Raw genomic sequence first — 16254 nt, 5'->3', positions numbered from 1 at the left:
ACGCAGTCCCGACTTCTTGGCCTTACCAGCATCGTTGCGACGCTTCCTGTCGCAGCGATTCTCGTCGTACGCGTGATTCTTACGCGTCGGGAGCTGGGCCACACGGTCGCGATGTAGCTGCGAACCGACGCCCCTCCCGAGACCACTCGGAGGGGCGACCTTGGGCAGGATCACACAAGGCTCCTTCCGCGCGCGGAGGGGGCCTTCTCGTTTTCCGAGCCCCGCAATGTCACGATCCACCGGCAGCACCGCTGTCCGCAGCACCGCAGGCCGATCCATCGCACCACCCGCCATCCCCGCGCCCGGCCACGCCCCGGCCAGCCGCACGGGGGCGCAGGTCATGTGCGAGGCGCTCATCCGCGAGAACGTGTCGGTCATGTTCGGCATTCCGGGCGGCTGCATCATGCCGTTCTACCACGCGATGTGGGAATACCGGGCGCGCCTGCGCCACGTGCTCTGCCGGCACGAACAGGGCGCAGGTCACGCCGCGGAGGGCTTCGCGCGCGCCACGGGGCAGGTGGGGGTGTGCATCGGCACCAGCGGACCGGGGGCAACGAACCTCGTCACGCCGATCGCCGATGCCTGGATGGACGGTACGCCGCTGGTGGCCATCACGGGACAGGTGCCCAGCGCCCTGCTCGGCACCGATGCCTTCCAGGAGACCGACATCACCGGCATCACCGTCCCGATCACGAAGCACAACTTCCTCGTCACCAACGCCACCGAGCTGCCGCGCGTCTTCCGCGAAGCGTTCCACATCGCCCGCAGCGGGCGGCCGGGCCCGGTGCTGATCGACATCACGAAGGACGCGCAGCTCGCGCGCTTCGTGCCGGACTGGGACGAGCCGATGGACCTGCCCGGCTACCGCCCGATGTCGCAGCGCGACGACGTGGACCAGGCGGCGATCCGCGCCGCAGCCCAGCTCCTCCAGGATGCACGCCGCCCGGTCATCCTCGCCGGCAACGGCGTGATTCAGTCCGGCGCCACCCGTGAGCTGCGCGCCCTCGCCGAGCAGGCCGGCATCCCGGTCATCTCCACCCTGCACGGTCTCGGCGCCATGCCCCACGACCACCCGCTGTCGCTCGGCATGCCGGGCATGCACGGCTGGGTGCACGTGAACCGCGCGATCCAGGCCTGCGACGTGCTGCTCAACGTGGGCAGCCGGTTCGACGACCGCGTCACGGGCAAGGCCAGCACCTTCGCGCCGCACGCGCAGATCATCCACATCGACATCGACGGCGCCGAGATCGGCAAGCTCGTGCGCACCGACGTGAAGATCGTGGCCGATGCCAAGCCGGCGTTGCGCTCGATCGCGGTCGCACTGCCGGTCGGCAGCACCGTCGCACGCCAGGCCTGGATCCACGAGATCCTCGCCATGCGTGACGAGCACCAGCCGCGCCAGGGCTACACCCGCCGCGAGCGCACCGCGCCGCTGATGCCGCACGACGTGTTCGACGCCATGAACGCGGCGTTTCGTGACCGCAGCGACTGGCGCGTGGTGACCGATGTGGGCCAGCACCAGATGTGGGCGGCGCAGCTGCTGGACTGGAGCCGGCCGCGCACGCACATCACCAGCGGAGGCGCCGGCACGATGGGGTTCGCCCTGCCGGCCGCGATGGGCGCCGCGATCGCGGATCCCAGCCGCACCATCTGGGTGGTGGTGGGCGACGGCGGCTTCCAGATGACCAGCTGCGAGCTGGCCACCATCGCCCAGGAAGGGCTGACGAACGTGAAGGTCGCCATCGTCAACAACGGCTACCTCGGCATGGTGCGGCAGTGGCAGCAGCTCTTCGAGGGCAAGCGCTACAGCGGCACGCCGCTCACGGGCCCCGACTTCGCGAAGCTGGCCGAGGCGCACGGCCTGCGCGGCTTCACCGTGGACGATGCCGCGGATGCACCGGCCGCGATCGAGGCGGCCTGGAAGTACCGGGGCTGCGCAGTCATCGACTTCCGCGTCGAACGCGAAGCCAACGTCTTCCCGATCGTGCCCGCCGGGCAGGCGATCGGCGACATGCTCATGGCCCCACCGGCCACTCCCGCAGTTCCTGCAGTCCCCTCACCATTTGCCCAGGCATGACCCCCGATGGCTCAGCACACCCTCATCGCCCTCCTGCAGGACCGCGCCGGCGTCCTGCATCGCACCGTGACCCTGCTGCGACGCCGCGGATTCAACATCGCCTCGCTGGCCGTGGGTCGCAGCGAGGTGCCGGGCATCAGCCGCATGACGCTGGTCGTCGATGCCACTGACGCCAGCCAGGTGGTCATGCAGCTCGACCGGCTCGTGGAGGTCATCGGCGTCACCGACGTCACCAACGAGCGTGCCGTGCAGCGTGAGACGGCGCTGGCCAAGATCGTGTCGTCGCCGAAGCGGTTGGCCGAGCTGGTCGAGATCGTGGCGACGCACGGTGCCCGCGTGCTCGACCTGAGCGAGGAGGAGCTGATCGTGCAGATCACCGACACGCCGGAGCGCGTGGAGGAGTTCATCACGCTCATCCGTCCCGAGGGACTGGCGGAGCTGATGCGCACGGGGCGACTGGCCATGATGCGCGGCCGGACGCCGAAGAAGCTGGAGGCCCCCGCGCACTACCGCGCGCAGGCCGATGGAGCCCCAACCGACGAGGAAGCGGCGGCATGACCCGTGTTTTCTACGACAACGATGCCGATGCCACGCGCCTCGCGGGCCGGCCGATCGCGATCATCGGCTATGGCAGCCAGGGGCACGCACATGCGCTGAACCTGCGCGACAGCGGCTGCGACGTGCGCGTGGGCCTGCGTGCCGACTCGAAGAGCCGGGCCGCCGCGGAGGCCGCCGGCCTGCGCGTCTGCACGGTGGCCGAAGCCGCCGCCGAGGCCGCGATCATCATGGTCCTCGCGCCCGACACCGAGCAGCGGGCGATCTACCAGCGTGACATCCTGCCGACGCTCACGCCCGGCAAGACGCTGCTCTTCGCCCACGGCTTCAACGTGCACTTCGACCTGATCGACCCGCCGGACGGGGTGGACGTGGCCCTGATCGCGCCGAAGTCCCCCGGCCACCGCGTGCGTGAGCTCTACGCCGAGGGGGGCGGCACGCCGGGCCTGATCGCCGTGCACCGCGACGCCAGCGGCAACGCCCAGGCCGACGCGATGGCCTATGCGCGTGCGATCGGCTGCACGCGCGCCGGCGTGATCGAGACGACCTTCGCCGAGGAGACGGAGACGGACCTGTTCGGCGAGCAGGCGGTGCTCTGCGGCGGCGTCTCGGCACTGGTGAAGGCGGGCTTCGAGACGCTCACCGAGGCCGGCTACCAGCCGGAGATGGCGTACTTCGAGTGCCTGCACGAGCTGAAGCTGATCGTGGACCTCATGTACCAGGGTGGCCTGAACTACATGCGCTACTCGGTCTCGGACACCGCGGAATACGGCGACTACACCGCCGGCCCGCGCATCGTGACGGCCGAGACGAAGGAGTCGATGCGGCGCATCCTCGCCGAGATCCGCGACGGCACCTTCGCGCGCCAGTGGGTGGCCGAGAACGAGGCCGGCCGTCCGAACTTCAACGCCGCGCGCCGTGCCGACACGGAGCACCCGATCGAACAGGTGGGGGTCCGGCTGCGGGAGCTGATGCCGTTCCTGCACGCGAAGATCGTCCGTCCCGACACCGGCGCGGTGGAACGGAAACCGGCCGCCCCGGCGCCCGCAGGCGCCGTATGAGCGACGACATCGTACGCATCTTCGACACCACCCTGCGCGACGGCGAGCAGGCACCCGGCTGCTCGATGACGGTGGAGGAGAAGCTGCAGGTGGCGCGGCAGCTCTACCGGCTCGGGGTGGACATCATCGAGGCCGGCTTTCCCGCCGCCTCGCCGGGCGACTGGGACGCGGTCCGCGCCATCGCCGAGGAGGCCCAGGGCTGGCCGGTGCCGCCCGTGATCTGCGGCCTCGCGCGCGCCACGCGCAAGGACATCGAGGCCGCCGCGAGTGCGCTCGGGGTCGCACCGCGGCGCCGCATCCACACCTTCCTCGCCACCTCCGACGTGCACCTGCAGTACAAGCTGCAGATGTCGCGTGACCAGGTGCTGCGCCGGGTGCAGGAGATGGTGGCATACGCCGCCTCCTTCGCCGACGACGTGGAGTTCTCGCCCGAGGATGCGTCCCGCAGCGACGTCGTGTTCCTGCACGAGGTGCTGCAGGTCGCGATCGAGGCCGGCGCCACCACGCTCAACATCCCGGACACGGTGGGCTACGCCACGCCGGACGAGTACTTCGCCCTGATCAGCGGCATCCGCACCGGGGTGGTGGGCACGCGCCCGGTGGTGATCTCCACCCACTGCCACGACGACCTCGGGCTCGCGGTCGCGAACTCGCTGGCGGGGGTGCAGGCGGGGGCACGCCAGGTGGAGTGCACGATCAACGGCATCGGCGAGCGCGCCGGCAACGCGGCGCTGGAGGAGATCGCGATGGCGCTGCGCACCCGCCGTGCGCGTTATTGCGCCGACACGCGGCTCCGCACCGAGGAGATCGGGCGCGCCTCGCGGCTCGTGTCACGCTGCACCGGTGTGCGCGTGCCACCGAACAAGGCGATCGTGGGCGCGAATGCCTTTGCCCACGAGGCGGGCATCCACCAGGACGGCATGCTGAAGCATCGCGACACCTACGAGATCATGCACGCCGAGCACGTGGGGCTGGAGGGCGGCCGGCTGGTGCTCGGCAAGCACTCCGGCCGCGCCGCGCTGCGCGCCCACCTCGCCTCGCTCGGCCATGTGCTGGAGGACGCCGAGTGTGATGCCGTGTTCGCGCGCTTCAAGGAGGTCGCGGACCGCAAGAAGGTGGTGGACGATCGGGAACTCGAGGTGATCGTGGCCGGCGAGACGCATCGTGGCGCGTCGACGTACCGCCTGGAGCTGGTGCAGGTGTCGTGCGGCACGCACGCCATCCCGACCGCAACCGTGAAGCTCCGTGGCCCCGATGGCGCGGAACTGGTGGCGGCGGCGCAGGGTGACGGGCCGGTGGACGCCGTCTGCCGCGCCATCAACGAGTGCGTCGGCGACGTGGGCGAGCTGATCGAGTTCGCGGTGGATGCGGCGGCGGAGGGGATCAATGCCGTGGGTGGAGTCTCGGTGCGGCTCCGCGAGCGGGGCAGGGCCGCCGACCCGGACGCCGGGGACGTCGTGGCGGCCGGGAGCGCGCCGGCCGAGGCCTCGCAGGCCGATGCGCATCGCGTGACGGCGAGCGGGTTCGGCGTGCACACGGACATCATCGTCGCCACCGCCGAGGCCTATGTGGCGGCGGTGAATGGGCTCATCCGCACGCGTGCGCGCCAGCTGGCCGAGGTGGGGGCATGAGCGGTCCGCGCACGCTGTTCGCGAAAGTATGGGATGCCCACGTGGTGCGTGAGGGCACGGACGTCGCGCCGGCGGTCCTGTACGTGGACCTGCACCTGGTGCACGAGGTGACCTCGCCGCAGGCGTTCACCGTGCTGCGCGAGCGGGGGCTGGCCGTGCGCCGCCCCGACCGCACCGTGGCGACGATGGACCACTCGACGCCGACCGTCTCCACCGGCGGACGCCTGACGGTGCTGGATCCGGCGGCCGGGAAGCAGCTCGACGCGCTGGCGGCGAGTTGTGCCGAGCACGGGATCCCGCTCTACGGCCTCGACGACGACCGTCGCGGCATCGTGCACGTGATCGGCCCCGAGATGGGCCGTACGCAGCCGGGCATGACCATCGTTTGCGGTGACAGCCACACCAGCACCCACGGCGCGTTCGGGGCGCTGGCGTTCGGCATCGGCACCAGCGAGGTGGGGCACGTGCTCGCCACGCAGTGCCTGCTGCAGTCGCGGCCGAAGACGATGGAGGTGCGCGTCGATGGCCGGCTCCGGCCGGGGGTGACGGCGAAGGACGTGATCCTGGCGATCATCGCGAAGATCGGGGTCGGCGGCGGCACGGGGCATGTGATCGAGTATCGGGGCGAGGCGATTCGCGCGCTCGACATGGAGGGCCGCATGACCGTCTGCAACATGAGCATCGAGGCGGGTGCACGCGCCGGCATGATCGCGCCCGACGAGACGACGTTCCGCTGGCTCAAGGGTCGCGAGGGGGTGCCACAGGGGTTCGACTGGGAGGTGAAGGTCGATGAATGGCGTGGCCTGCAGACCGATTTCGGCGCGCAATTCGACCGGTGCGTCGCGCTCGATGCCTCGGAGATCGCGCCGATGATCACGTGGGGCACCAACCCGGGCATGGCGATTCCCGTCGATGGTCACCTGCCGCTGTCGGGTGCCGCCGGTGATGCGGCCAACAATCGGGCCTTCGCGTACATGGGCCTGGAGCCGGGGCAGTCACTGATCGGCCAGCCGGTGGACGTGGTGTTCGTCGGGAGCTGTACCAACGGGCGCATCGATGACCTCCGGGCTGCCGCCGACGTGATGCGCGGTCAGCGCGTGGCGGCGAACACGCGCATGCTGGTGGTGCCCGGCTCGCAGCGGGTGAAGCGCCAGGCCGAGAAGGAGGGACTGGCCGACATCTTTCGGGAGGCCGGCGCCGAGTGGCGCGAGAGCGGCTGCTCGATGTGCATCGCGATGAACGGCGACACCGTGGACGGCGGGCAGTACGCCGTGAGCACCAGCAACCGCAACTTCGAGGGAAGGCAGGGGAAGGGGGCGCGCACCCTCCTCGCCTCACCCCTCACCGCGGCGGCGTCGGCCATCGCCGGTGTCGTCACCGATCCCCGGAGCGTGCTGTGAGCCAGGCCTGGACGCCACTGCGGTCGCACGCCGTGCCGCTGCAGCGCGACGACATCGACACCGACCAGATCATTCCGGCTCGGTTCCTCACCACCACCACGCGCTCCGGGCTGGGCACGAACCTGTTCTCCGACTGGCGCTACGACGCCGATCGTGCGCCGGTGCCCGGGTTCGTGCTCAACACGCCGGCGTCCGCCGGGGCGCAGGTGCTGGTGGCCGGACGCAACTTCGGCTGCGGCTCGAGTCGCGAGCACGCACCGTGGGCGCTGAGCGACTGGGGCTTCCGGGCGGTGATCGCGTCGTCGTTCGCGGACATCTTCCGGTCGAACGCACACAAGAACGGGCTGCTCACCATCGCGCTCGACACGCCAGTGCTGCGGACGCTGCACGAGGCGCTGGCGCGCGACCGGTCGGCCGAGATCACGGTGGACCTCCCGAACCAGCTGGTGCACCTGCCGGGTGGGGTGTCGGCGGCGTTCACCATCGATCCGTTCTCCAAGCGCTGCCTCATCGACGGGCTCGACGAACTCGGCGCACTGCTGGCGGACCTGCCGGCGATCGAGGCGTGGGAGGCGACATGCGCGCGCTGATCACGGTGCTCCCCGGCGACGGGGTCGGCACCGAGGTCACCGCCGAGGCGGTCCGGGTGCTGCAGGCCGTGGCGGAGCGCGGCGGCCACCAGTTCGAGTTCCGCGAGGCGCTGATCGGCGGCATCGCGATCGACGAGACCGGTGAGCCGCTGCCGGTCGCGACACGCGAGGCGGTGTCCGCGGCCGATGCGGTGTTCCTCGGCGCCGTCGGTGGACCGAAGTGGAGCGACCCTGCCGCGACGGTGCGGCCGGAGCAGGGACTGCTTGGCCTGCGCGCGCTGCTCGGGGTGTACGCCAACATCCGTCCCATGACGGTGCACCCGGCGCTGGCCTCCGCGGCGCCGCTGAAGGCGGAGCTGCTGACGGACGTCGACATCGTGTTCGTGCGTGAACTGACCGGTGGGCTGTACTTCGGCGCGAAGACGCACGACCGGGACGGGGAAGGACACTCCACCCGTGCGTCGGACCTGTGCGTCTACACCGCCGAGGAGGTGTCCCGCGTGGTGCGGATGGCGGCGGGAATCGCCAGGCAGCGCCGTGGTCGCCTGCTCTCGGTGGACAAGGCGAACGTGCTGGCCACCTCGCGCCTCTGGCGGGAGATCACCACGAGAGTCATGCGCGACGAGTTCCCGGACGTGACGCTGGAACACGCGCTGGTGGACTCGTTCGCGATGCACCTGATCACCCATCCGGCCCGCTTCGACGTGGTGGTGACCGAGAACCTCTTCGGTGACATCCTGACCGATGAGGCGGCGGTGCTGGCCGGCTCGATCGGCGTCCTGCCATCGGCATCACTTGGCGATGAATCGGGCACTGGCCTCCGGCGCGGTCTGTACGAACCGATTCACGGCTCCGCGCCGGACATCGCAGGCAAGGGCATCGCCAATCCCGCCGGCGCGATCCTCAGCGCCGCGCTGCTCCTGCGTCACTCGCTCGGGCTGCACGATGAGGCTGCTGCGGTCGAAGCGGCCGTGGCAGAGACCATCGCCGCCGGTCCGCGCACGGCCGATTGTGTTGCTCCTGGTCAGGCGCCCTGTTCGACGTCTGCCTTTGGTCGTGCTGTCCTCGAGCGTCTGTCGTTCGTTGGAGTTCGCTGAACGGCGTGACGCCAAGGCGCAAAGGGCGCGAAGGCCGCAATGAACGACGGCCCTGCGCAGTCGGCGATGCTCGGCCTGCACGAGAGCCGAACGAATTGAGGGGAACTGCAACCGCCAGTGCAGTTCCCCCTCGATACGATCCTTGTCGCGCGAGCCGATCGTCGCCGGGCGGTGCAACCACTTCGCGTCCTTCGCGCGCTCTGCGCCTTTGCGCTGAAGCGGTTCGCAGTTCGGCAGGACTCAGCGAGCCCCCGGACCGAGGTACCGGTCGAAGTGATCGACGAGCTTCTGCAGCAGGAACCGCGCGTAGTACGGCCGCTGGGTCCAGCCATGCGTGGCGGCGGGGGCGAAGGCGAAGTCGACGTCCTTCCCCAGCCGCATGAACTCCTCGGCCAGCGCCACCGAGGTCGCGAAGGGAACGACGTCGTCCTGCATGCCGTGGATGATCAGCAGGTGATCGCGCAGGTTGCCGGCGTACTGCAGCGCGCCCCGGGTGAAGGTCCGCGGATGCGATTGCGGTCGGCGGGCGATGGCGACGTCGTCGCTGCCGAAGAGGTGCGGATCGGTGGCCGGGGCGCCGGCCACGCCGGCCTGGAAGAGGCCCGGCTTCCGCAGCAACGAGTACACGGTGAGGGTGCCGCCGTAGCTGCTGCCCCAGATGCCGAGGCGTGACGGATCGACGAAGGGGAGGGACTTCATGTACTCCACGGCGCTCTCCAGGTCCTCCAGGTCCTGCCCGCCCCAGTCCATCAGGAACTTCTCGCGGAAGTCGCGGCCATACCCCGTGCTGCCCCGCACGTCCACCTGCACGACGATGTAGCCCTTCTCGATCGCGAGGTACTGCTGCAGGGTGCCATAGGTGCCCGCCCACCGGTTGCGCACGGTGTTGGAGTACACCGGGCCGAAGAGCACCGGGTATTTCCGCGTGGAGTCGAGGTTCGGCGGCAGGATGATGCGCGCGTGCAGCGGTGGCGTGTCGGTGCGGCTGCGGAAGGTCACGTAGCGCGCCGGCTGCCAGCGCACCTGCGCGAACCCGGGCGCCTGGGATCGGGTGACGCGTGTCTCCGTGGCGCCGGGCTTCACGTCCAGCAGGTAGAGCTCCGACGGCGTGGTGTCGTTCGACGTCAGCAGCGCGACCGTGCGGCCGTCGGGTGAGACGAACGGCAGGTGCACGCCGGCCATCGTGGTCACGCGCTCCCGCCGCCCGCCGCCTTCCGGCATCCGCCAGAGATGGCGCTCCGAGGGCAGCGGCTCCGTGCTCAGCCAGAACATCGAGCGCGTGGCGCGGTTCGCGATGGCGGCGCCGGCCACGTCGTACGGGCCTGTGGTGAGCGCACGCGGCATCGTGTCGCCCGGCACGAGGCGGTAGATGCGGTAGCGGTCGTCGAGGTCACCGGTCATCAGCACCGTGCGGCCGTCGCCGCTCCACGCCGATGCCACGTCGTTGTAGATGCGTGTGTCCCGGTGGTCGTGCCAGATGCGCCGCGGCGTCGTGGAGCCCGCCGGCACCACGTACAGCGCCCGGTCGACCGCATCGTCGCTCTCGCGGTCGATGAGCAGGGCACCGGTGGGTGACCAGGCGACGTTGACGATGCGCGTGGCGCTGGAGTCGGGCAGCTCGATGAACCGCAGGGTGGCCGAGGACACGTCGAGCAGCCCGACCTTGCGCACCTCGTTCGCGTCACCGGGCGCGCTCCGCCGCACCTGGTTCACCAGCGGGGCCTTGCCCAGGTAGTACGGAATGCCGAGCACCGGCACGCCGCGACGGTCCACGTAGTGCACGGCGATCGTGCGGGAGTCGGGAGACCAGGCGAAGGACGGGGCATCGCCGCCCCACGTCGCGCTGCCGATCTCGACGTCGGCGCGGAAGTACGTGCCCAGCGGCACCGTGCCGAGGGGGCGTACGGCCAGCGAGGTGAGGCGCGTGGCGCGCGCCGTCGCAAAGGACATCACGAACACGTCGCCGTCGGACAGCCACGCCACCTGGCGTCCATCGGGGGCGATCCGCACGTCGGACTTGTCGCCACCGCCTGCGGTGAGCCGGCTGACGGTGCCGCCGTCCGGCGCAGCCCGGTACAGGTCACCTCCCCGGACGAACACGATCGCGGAACCGTCGGGCATCCACGCGAAGTCGGTGACCGGGCCGTCGAGCGAGTCGGGGAGCAGGCGTCGCGGCGATCCGCCACCGCGCGCGACGATCCAGAGCGTGCGCTGCGGCTGGCCCTGGTCGTTCCAGAGGAAGGCGAGCTGTGCGGACGTGGGGGACCACACCGGCGCCGCCGGGGTCGTGCCGATGAGCGATCGACCGGTGGTGATGCGCTCGATCGTGAGCGGCGGGGATGCCGGCTGGGCGGCAGCGGCGGGGGCGAACACGGTTGCCGCCAGTGCCGCGAGGGTACCGGCGAGGCGTCGGAGGGGCATCGGCATGGTGGGAATCAACCGCGTCTCGGGGGCTGGCGCAGCCACGTCAGGCCGCGGGTTCGCCCTCGTCGAAGAAGTGCGCCTGTCCGTGCGTGGTATTGCCGATCGCGGCGCGCAGGGCCGTGGCCAGCTCCACCGGGACTCGCAGGTGGAGCGTCACCTCCTCGGCGAACACCTCACCCGTGACCTCCGCCTCGAAGGCCGGCATGAGGTGCTGGACTGCCGAGAAGTGGGCATACGAGACCGTGAGCGAGACGGGGGCGTACGCCACCTTTTCGCGGGTGGTGAGTGCGGCGAGCGCCGACTGGACGGCGCCCGAGTAGGCCCGGGCGAGGCCGCCGGTGCCAAGCTTGGTGCCACCGTAGTAGCGCGTGACCACGGCGGCCACCTCCCCGATGCCGGAATGCAGCAGCACGGTCAGCATCGGGCGCCCAGCGGTGCCATGCGGCTCGCCGTCGTCGCTCATCCCGATCCGGCCCGTGCTCCCGGGTGCGCCGGCGACGAACGCCCAGCAGTGGTGGGTGGCGTCCGGGAACTCGGCCGAGACGTCACGAACCAGGGCGTGTGCCGCCTCGGGCGAGTCGGCGGCAGCGAGCGTGCAGATGAAGCGGCTGCGGTCGACCACGTCCTCGGTGCGGACGCGCTGGGCGGGAATCGGGTAGCGCTGCGGGTCAGCCATGGGTGGCGGCAATATGCCACCCCCGGTGCGTGCGGCGAATACGGGTACCTCCGCTGGCGCGTCGTGAGACGGCCAGCACGCGACACCCGGCGCGCCGGCTAGCCGCGCATCACCGGGACCAGGCGCCGCGGGCGCACGCCATGCGCCGGCCGGCCACTCCCCACCGTCACGCGCGACGTCGGCGCGGTGCGCTCGCTCGATGAGCCGGCACCCTGCTGCTCCACCACGAAGCTCGCCACCAGCGCGTGCATCGCGCGGCTCTGCTCCGTGAGCCCGGTCGATGCCGACTTGCTCTCGTCAGCGCTCGCGGCCACCGCCTGCGTGCGCCGCGCCATCTCCTCCAGCGCGCCGTCGATCAGCTGCACCCCGCGGGCCTGCTCGTCGCTGGCGGCGGAGATCTCGCTCACCACCTGCCCGACGCGGCTCACGCGTGACTCGATTTCGCCGAGCTGTGCGAGCACGCGCTCGTTCAGGGTCACACCGAGCTCGGTGCTGCGCACACTCTCCTCGATCAGGTCGGCGGTCGTGCGTGCCGCCTCGGCGGACCGCAGCGCGAGGTTGCGCACCTCGTCGGCCACCACGGCGAAGCCGCGGCCGCTGTCGCCGGCGCGTGCCGCCTCCACGGCGGCATTGAGCGCGAGCAGGTTGGTCTGGAAGGCGATGTCGTCGATCGTGCGGACGATGCGTGCGGTGGACTCGGCGCTGACCTTCATGCGCTGCATCGCCTCGGCCAGGCGGCGGGCCTCGCCGGCGCCGGCACTGGTGCTCTGGTGGGCGCCCTCGGCCAGCTGCCGCCCTTCCGCCGCACTTTCGGCGTTGCGCTTGGTCATCGCCGAGAGCTCGCGGGCGCTGGCGGAGACCTCCTCGAGCGCCGCGGCCTGGTCAGAGGCCGACTGTGCCAGTTCCTGCGCGCCGCCGTCGATCTGTGCCGCGCTCGCCGCCACGCCGCCGGCCGTCTGCGTCACGCCGGCCATGGCGTCCGAGAGGCTCTCCATCGCGGTGTTGAAGGCCTGCTGGATCACGGCATGGTCGCCGCGGTAGTTGCCGGACACGCGCGCCGTGAGGTCACGCCGGGCCAGCAGCTCCAGCGCGGCGGAGGTCTCGGTGATGGGCGCCACGACGGCGTCGAGCGTGCTGTTGATGCCGCGGACGAGCGCCTGGTAGCTGCCGTGGAACTTCTCGACGTCACCGCGCTCGGACAGCCGGCCATCGCGGGCTGCGGCCGTCAGGTGCTCCGTCTCACCGACCAGCTGCTGCACGTTGCCGCGCGCCGAGTCGTAGGCCGCGACCATCGCCTGCGTCAGGCCGATGATGTCGTTGACGGTGGCGGTCATGGCCCCCACCTGGTCGTCCGCCAGCACGGCCAGCGGCTTCGTGCTGGGCGTGACACGCTGCGTGAGGTCACCCTTCGCCATGCACTCGAGGCCATGCCGCAGCTGCGTGATGCAGTTGTTGCGCAGCTGCTGCGCCCGCTCGACGAGCTGGTGCAGGTCCCGGCTGATGCGCCGCTCGATCAGGATCGAGGCGAACAGCGACAGCATGACGGTGATCAGCATTGCGACGAGCACGATGTTGCGTGCCGAGTGCATTTGCGCGAATGCGGCCGTCGACTCGCCCTGGATGCCGTTGCCGAGCCGTTCGAGCTCAGTGGCCAGCTTCCCGAATCCAGCGTCGAAGTCCTGGAGCGCCGTCGCGCGCGTGGCCGTCGAGGCGTCTGCGGCGCGAGTCGCTGCGGCAACGTACGCCGCCACGACCGGGATGGCTGCCTCGACGCGCTGTCTCGTCTCCGCGTTGGTCGCGAGCGCGCGGATCTCGTTCAGGCGCGCGGTGATGCGCGTCTCGTGCTCACCCAGGAGCCGCTGTGCGCTGCGCAGCCGGACGGAATCCTGCTCCGCGGCGGCGAGTTGCGCGAGGTAGACGTCAGCGCGGATCGCATCGTGCATCATGTCGGCGTCCATCTGCGCGCGTTGCGCCGTGTTGGCCACCGCCAGCGTGCCGTTCCCGCTGGTGCTCTGCGAAAGGATCCAGATCGCTGCCGCTCCCACGAGGACGGTGCCGGTGGCACCGAGGAAGGCGATGAGGAGAAGCTTGGCGCGGAGGGTCATCTTCGACATCATGCGGAAGTCTCTGGCAGGAGGCGGTAAGTCACAGTGGACGCGGCGGTGCCGGTGGCGCGGATCGCGGTCATTCAGGTGAGGTTCGACGGTGGGTCGGACAATCTTTAGGGTGGTCCAACCTCTGGGACGCGTGCGGGTCGGCTTCACCAGCGGCGTGACACGCCGACGCCAAGGAAGACGTCTGCACCGCCGACCATCCGCAGACCGGTCCGGCCCGGGCATCGAGCTGCAGGTTTTCGGTCAGGCCAAGCGTCAGGCAGCCGTTCAGGTACTGCAGGCGCGGCCGGGCCACGCCTTGTGGCTTGACGAGCGGGTCGAGCCCCGGTCGGGGCACCGGGGCACCGGGGCACGGGCGACCAGCACGGTGAGGATGGGGAGGCTCAGTGCGGGGCGGTGACGTGCACGCGAATGACTCGCAGTGGGCATCGGAGGGCTTCCTTCTCGGGGCCTGGCACGGGCACCCGCGGCCGAAATCCTCAGCCGCCGGCGGGGTATGCCATGAGAATCGACCAATGATCCAGTTCGCTTGAATGCAAACATCTGAGTGATGAATGCGCCCCGCGCAGGCACTCGCCGGAAGCCGGAAGTGCGGCGCGGCGCGCGACGGCGGGGCGCCGTGGCGATCTGCGACACCCCCTCCGCGTCACCCACCTCGCGGGCGAGTGCGAGGATCATCCACACCGGCACACCGGTTTCCATCACCACGAACCCGGCATGCACAGCCACCAGCCAGAGCTGCGTGCGGCGGCCGGCGGGAAAGGCATGCACCGGCGCCCCCACATTCCGGATGAACATGAACAACACGCGGTGCACGGCGACCACCACCGCCGCCACGATCGGCGCGCGCCAGTCACGATCGGTGACGAGGACCGTCAGTCAGGTGAAGATGTGGAAGTGCAGCTCGATCATCCCGTAAGACTGGTGAATGAGGAGTGCCGAAAAGGTCATGAACGCGGTGGCGACCACGAAGCGTGTGATCATCGCCCCCGGCATCACTCGTGTGAGCCGGCATGTGCCGATGCCGACGGGCCGCCGATGGCGACCGACGCAGCCCACGTGTCGTGCCACGACGCGAGGGCCAGAGCCACCGGGAAGCGTGCGAGGAGCAGCCAGCCCAGCGTACCGTCCCGTTGCGGACTTCCATGCTCGAGCATCGTTGTCTGTGTGACCGCCCCGTTCCGGTTCAAGTGCTGCGGGTGGTGAGCGCACCGTCATGTGACAATCGCGTCGCGGACGGCGCCAGGCGCCCATGTCTCGGCCGCTCTGGCGGCGCGCTGCAGCATGCGCGCGACATGTGTCCGCGCCTTCACGAAGTGCCAGTGTCTACCAGCCTTTCCCTCAGCGCCGGCCGGGCTGCCGGCTGGCGCGGGTGTTGATGATCAGCACCCCGCCGCTGGCATCGGGGCCGAAGATCGCACCCGCCTCCTGCGGTGGCACGAACATCAGCGATTCCACCGCGCCCGGCTCGACCAGCGGCAGCTCACCCGAGGTGCGCGTGCCGTCGAGGATGAACACCCGCACCCGCTGGCCGCGGTAGCGCAGCACCGACGTCATGTCGCCGGTGGCGATGCTCAGTCCCGGGATGCGCAGCGACGTGATGAGGTCGTCCACGCTCCGCGCCGAGGGATTCCGCTCCAGCAGGTCCATGCCGCCGAGGTAGAAGCGGCTCATCAGGTCGAGGTTGAAGCCGAACGCCGTGATCCGCTGCTCCATCACGGTGATCGGGTCGAGCACGGTCACCATCTGCAGGCGGAGCACGACGTCGACGCTGTCGGCCTCGCCGACGATCGGGAACGAGAGCGTGCCCCCGGGCTCGAAGCCGATGCGCCGCGCCACCACGCGGTACCAGGTCTGCTGCACGTCGCGCCAGCCGCCGGTGCCGTTCGTGTCGGTGCCGCCCCCCACGACCTGCGAGAAGCGCGGATCGATCGCCACCAGCGCCACCTCGGCCCGCGCGATCGGCGCCTCGTTCCGTGCGTCGAGCACCGTCACGCGTACCTGGCGCACCGGCGTGGTGCTCACGCCCCGCGTGATGCGGCCAGACGTGCTGTCGAGGAAGGGGCCGGTCAGCACCGACTGGGCGCTGAAGTCCTCGCCCCGCACCCGCGCCGAAAGCGACTGGCGGAACACGTGCTCGTAGTTGAGCGTCATGCCGCTGTCGAGCACGAACACCGGCGAGGCGTTCCGCCCCACCGTGCGCGCCGAGAGCTGGAGCCAGTACGTCCCTGCCGCCGGCGCCTTCACGACGAACTCCCCTCGCCGGTTGGTCCGGGTGGCCGCCGTCTCGCGACCGAGCGAGTCCATCAGCGTGACATTCGCTCCCCAGACCGCATCGCCGCGCGAATCCAGCTTGGCCAGTCCGCGAATCTCCTGGGCCTGCAGCGAGGCACGCCCCGGTGCAGGCTCCAGCGCACACGCCGCGAGCACGGCCCACGGCAGCATGAGCGAGCTCAGGCGGAAACGCGGCGTGCCGGGACGGCGCAAGAGCATCAGGACGGAGGGTGGAGATGCAAATCGAAACTGCCCATCGGGCGGACCGGTGGCAACGGGAATTCATTCCGCACCGTCCCTGAGAGCTTGCACTGGCCCGTCTGCGTTATCCTGCACGGGCTCGCCGCCGTCTTCG

Annotated in this window: 12 protein-coding genes; 7 read left to right on the top strand and 5 right to left on the bottom strand. The window is 70.5% G+C overall.

Annotated elements, in window-relative coordinates:
* The first annotated feature begins 226 nt into the window (after nt 1-226).
* Genes ilvB through leuB form a run of 7 tightly spaced genes read left to right on the top strand, consistent with a single transcriptional unit; the run spans nt 227 to nt 8411 of the window.
* A complete protein-coding gene (ilvB, locus tag IT355_01250; GenBank protein MCC7051860.1) occupies nt 227-2077 on the top strand; it encodes a biosynthetic-type acetolactate synthase large subunit in 1851 nt (616 codons plus the stop codon).
* A gap of 6 nt (nt 2078-2083) precedes the next feature.
* Nucleotides 2084-2635: an acetolactate synthase small subunit gene (ilvN, locus tag IT355_01245; protein ID MCC7051859.1), complete on the top strand. Its 552-nt coding sequence runs from the start codon at nt 2084-2086 to the stop codon at nt 2633-2635.
* Entirely contained in the window at nt 2632-3693 is a 1062-nt protein-coding gene (gene ilvC, locus IT355_01240; protein MCC7051858.1) for a ketol-acid reductoisomerase, read from the top strand. Before ilvN ends, ilvC begins: the two co-directional genes overlap by 4 nt.
* Nucleotides 3690-5324, top strand: coding sequence for a 2-isopropylmalate synthase (locus tag IT355_01235; GenBank protein MCC7051857.1), 1635 nt, complete (start codon nt 3690-3692; stop codon nt 5322-5324). The genes ilvC and IT355_01235 overlap by 4 nt, the downstream gene beginning before the upstream one ends.
* A complete protein-coding gene (leuC, locus tag IT355_01230) occupies nt 5321-6724 on the top strand; it encodes a 3-isopropylmalate dehydratase large subunit (GenBank protein ID MCC7051856.1) in 1404 nt (467 codons plus the stop codon). The genes IT355_01235 and leuC overlap by 4 nt, the downstream gene beginning before the upstream one ends.
* Nucleotides 6721-7314: a 3-isopropylmalate dehydratase small subunit gene (gene leuD, locus IT355_01225; GenBank protein MCC7051855.1), complete on the top strand. Its 594-nt coding sequence runs from the start codon at nt 6721-6723 to the stop codon at nt 7312-7314. The genes leuC and leuD overlap by 4 nt, the downstream gene beginning before the upstream one ends.
* Entirely contained in the window at nt 7302-8411 is a 1110-nt protein-coding gene (gene leuB, locus IT355_01220) for a 3-isopropylmalate dehydrogenase (GenBank protein MCC7051854.1), read from the top strand. The genes leuD and leuB overlap by 13 nt, the downstream gene beginning before the upstream one ends.
* Before the next feature lie 240 nt (nt 8412-8651).
* On the opposite strand, the gene IT355_01215 is transcribed toward leuB, so the two are convergent.
* The 5 genes from IT355_01215 to IT355_01195 all read right to left on the bottom strand — a co-directional run bounded on the left by IT355_01215 (nt 8652) and on the right by IT355_01195 (nt 16118).
* The gene (locus tag IT355_01215) at nt 8652-10838 is read right to left on the bottom strand and encodes a prolyl oligopeptidase family serine peptidase (GenBank protein MCC7051853.1); all 2187 of its coding nucleotides are present in this window, start codon (nt 10836-10838) and stop codon (nt 8652-8654) included.
* A 40-nt stretch (nt 10839-10878) separates the two neighbouring features.
* On the bottom strand, nt 10879-11511 hold the full coding sequence (locus tag IT355_01210; GenBank protein MCC7051852.1) for a YigZ family protein: 633 nt from the start codon (nt 11509-11511) through the stop codon (nt 10879-10881).
* Between the two features lie 98 nt (nt 11512-11609).
* A complete protein-coding gene (locus IT355_01205) occupies nt 11610-13616 on the bottom strand; it encodes a hypothetical protein (GenBank protein ID MCC7051851.1) in 2007 nt (668 codons plus the stop codon).
* 1004 nt (nt 13617-14620) lie between these two features.
* Nucleotides 14621-14782, bottom strand: a complete 162-nt coding sequence (locus IT355_01200) for a hypothetical protein (protein MCC7051850.1) — start codon at nt 14780-14782, stop codon at nt 14621-14623.
* A gap of 184 nt (nt 14783-14966) precedes the next feature.
* Nucleotides 14967-16118: a TonB-dependent receptor gene (locus IT355_01195; protein MCC7051849.1), complete on the bottom strand. Its 1152-nt coding sequence runs from the start codon at nt 16116-16118 to the stop codon at nt 14967-14969.
* Between the last annotated feature and the right edge of the window lie 136 nt (nt 16119-16254).

Source organism: Gemmatimonadaceae bacterium, assembly GCA_020851035.1.
In the GTDB taxonomy this organism is placed as follows: domain Bacteria; phylum Gemmatimonadota; class Gemmatimonadetes; order Gemmatimonadales; family Gemmatimonadaceae; genus JACMLX01.
This window is presented reverse-complemented; position numbering and strand designations above follow the sequence as displayed.

Bases quoted from the DNA above. Each gene is read 5' to 3' on its own strand.
- IT355_01215 (MCC7051853.1), bottom strand. From the start codon at position 10,838: ATGCCGATGCCCCTCCGACGCCTCGCCGGTACCCTCGCGGCACTGGCG.
- IT355_01210 (MCC7051852.1), bottom strand. From the start codon at position 11,511: ATGGCTGACCCGCAGCGCTACCCGATTCCCGCCCAGCGCGTCCGCACC.
- leuB (MCC7051854.1), top strand. From the start codon at position 7,302: ATGCGCGCGCTGATCACGGTGCTCCCCGGCGACGGGGTCGGCACCGAG.
- ilvN (MCC7051859.1), top strand. From the start codon at position 2,084: ATGGCTCAGCACACCCTCATCGCCCTCCTGCAGGACCGCGCCGGCGTC.
- ilvC (MCC7051858.1), top strand. From the start codon at position 2,632: ATGACCCGTGTTTTCTACGACAACGATGCCGATGCCACGCGCCTCGCG.
- IT355_01200 (MCC7051850.1), bottom strand. From the start codon at position 14,782: ATGCTCGAGCATGGAAGTCCGCAACGGGACGGTACGCTGGGCTGGCTG.
- IT355_01195 (MCC7051849.1), bottom strand. From the start codon at position 16,118: ATGCTCTTGCGCCGTCCCGGCACGCCGCGTTTCCGCCTGAGCTCGCTC.
- ilvB (MCC7051860.1), top strand. From the start codon at position 227: ATGTCACGATCCACCGGCAGCACCGCTGTCCGCAGCACCGCAGGCCGA.
- IT355_01235 (MCC7051857.1), top strand. From the start codon at position 3,690: ATGAGCGACGACATCGTACGCATCTTCGACACCACCCTGCGCGACGGC.
- IT355_01205 (MCC7051851.1), bottom strand. From the start codon at position 13,616: ATGACCCTCCGCGCCAAGCTTCTCCTCATCGCCTTCCTCGGTGCCACC.
- leuC (MCC7051856.1), top strand. From the start codon at position 5,321: ATGAGCGGTCCGCGCACGCTGTTCGCGAAAGTATGGGATGCCCACGTG.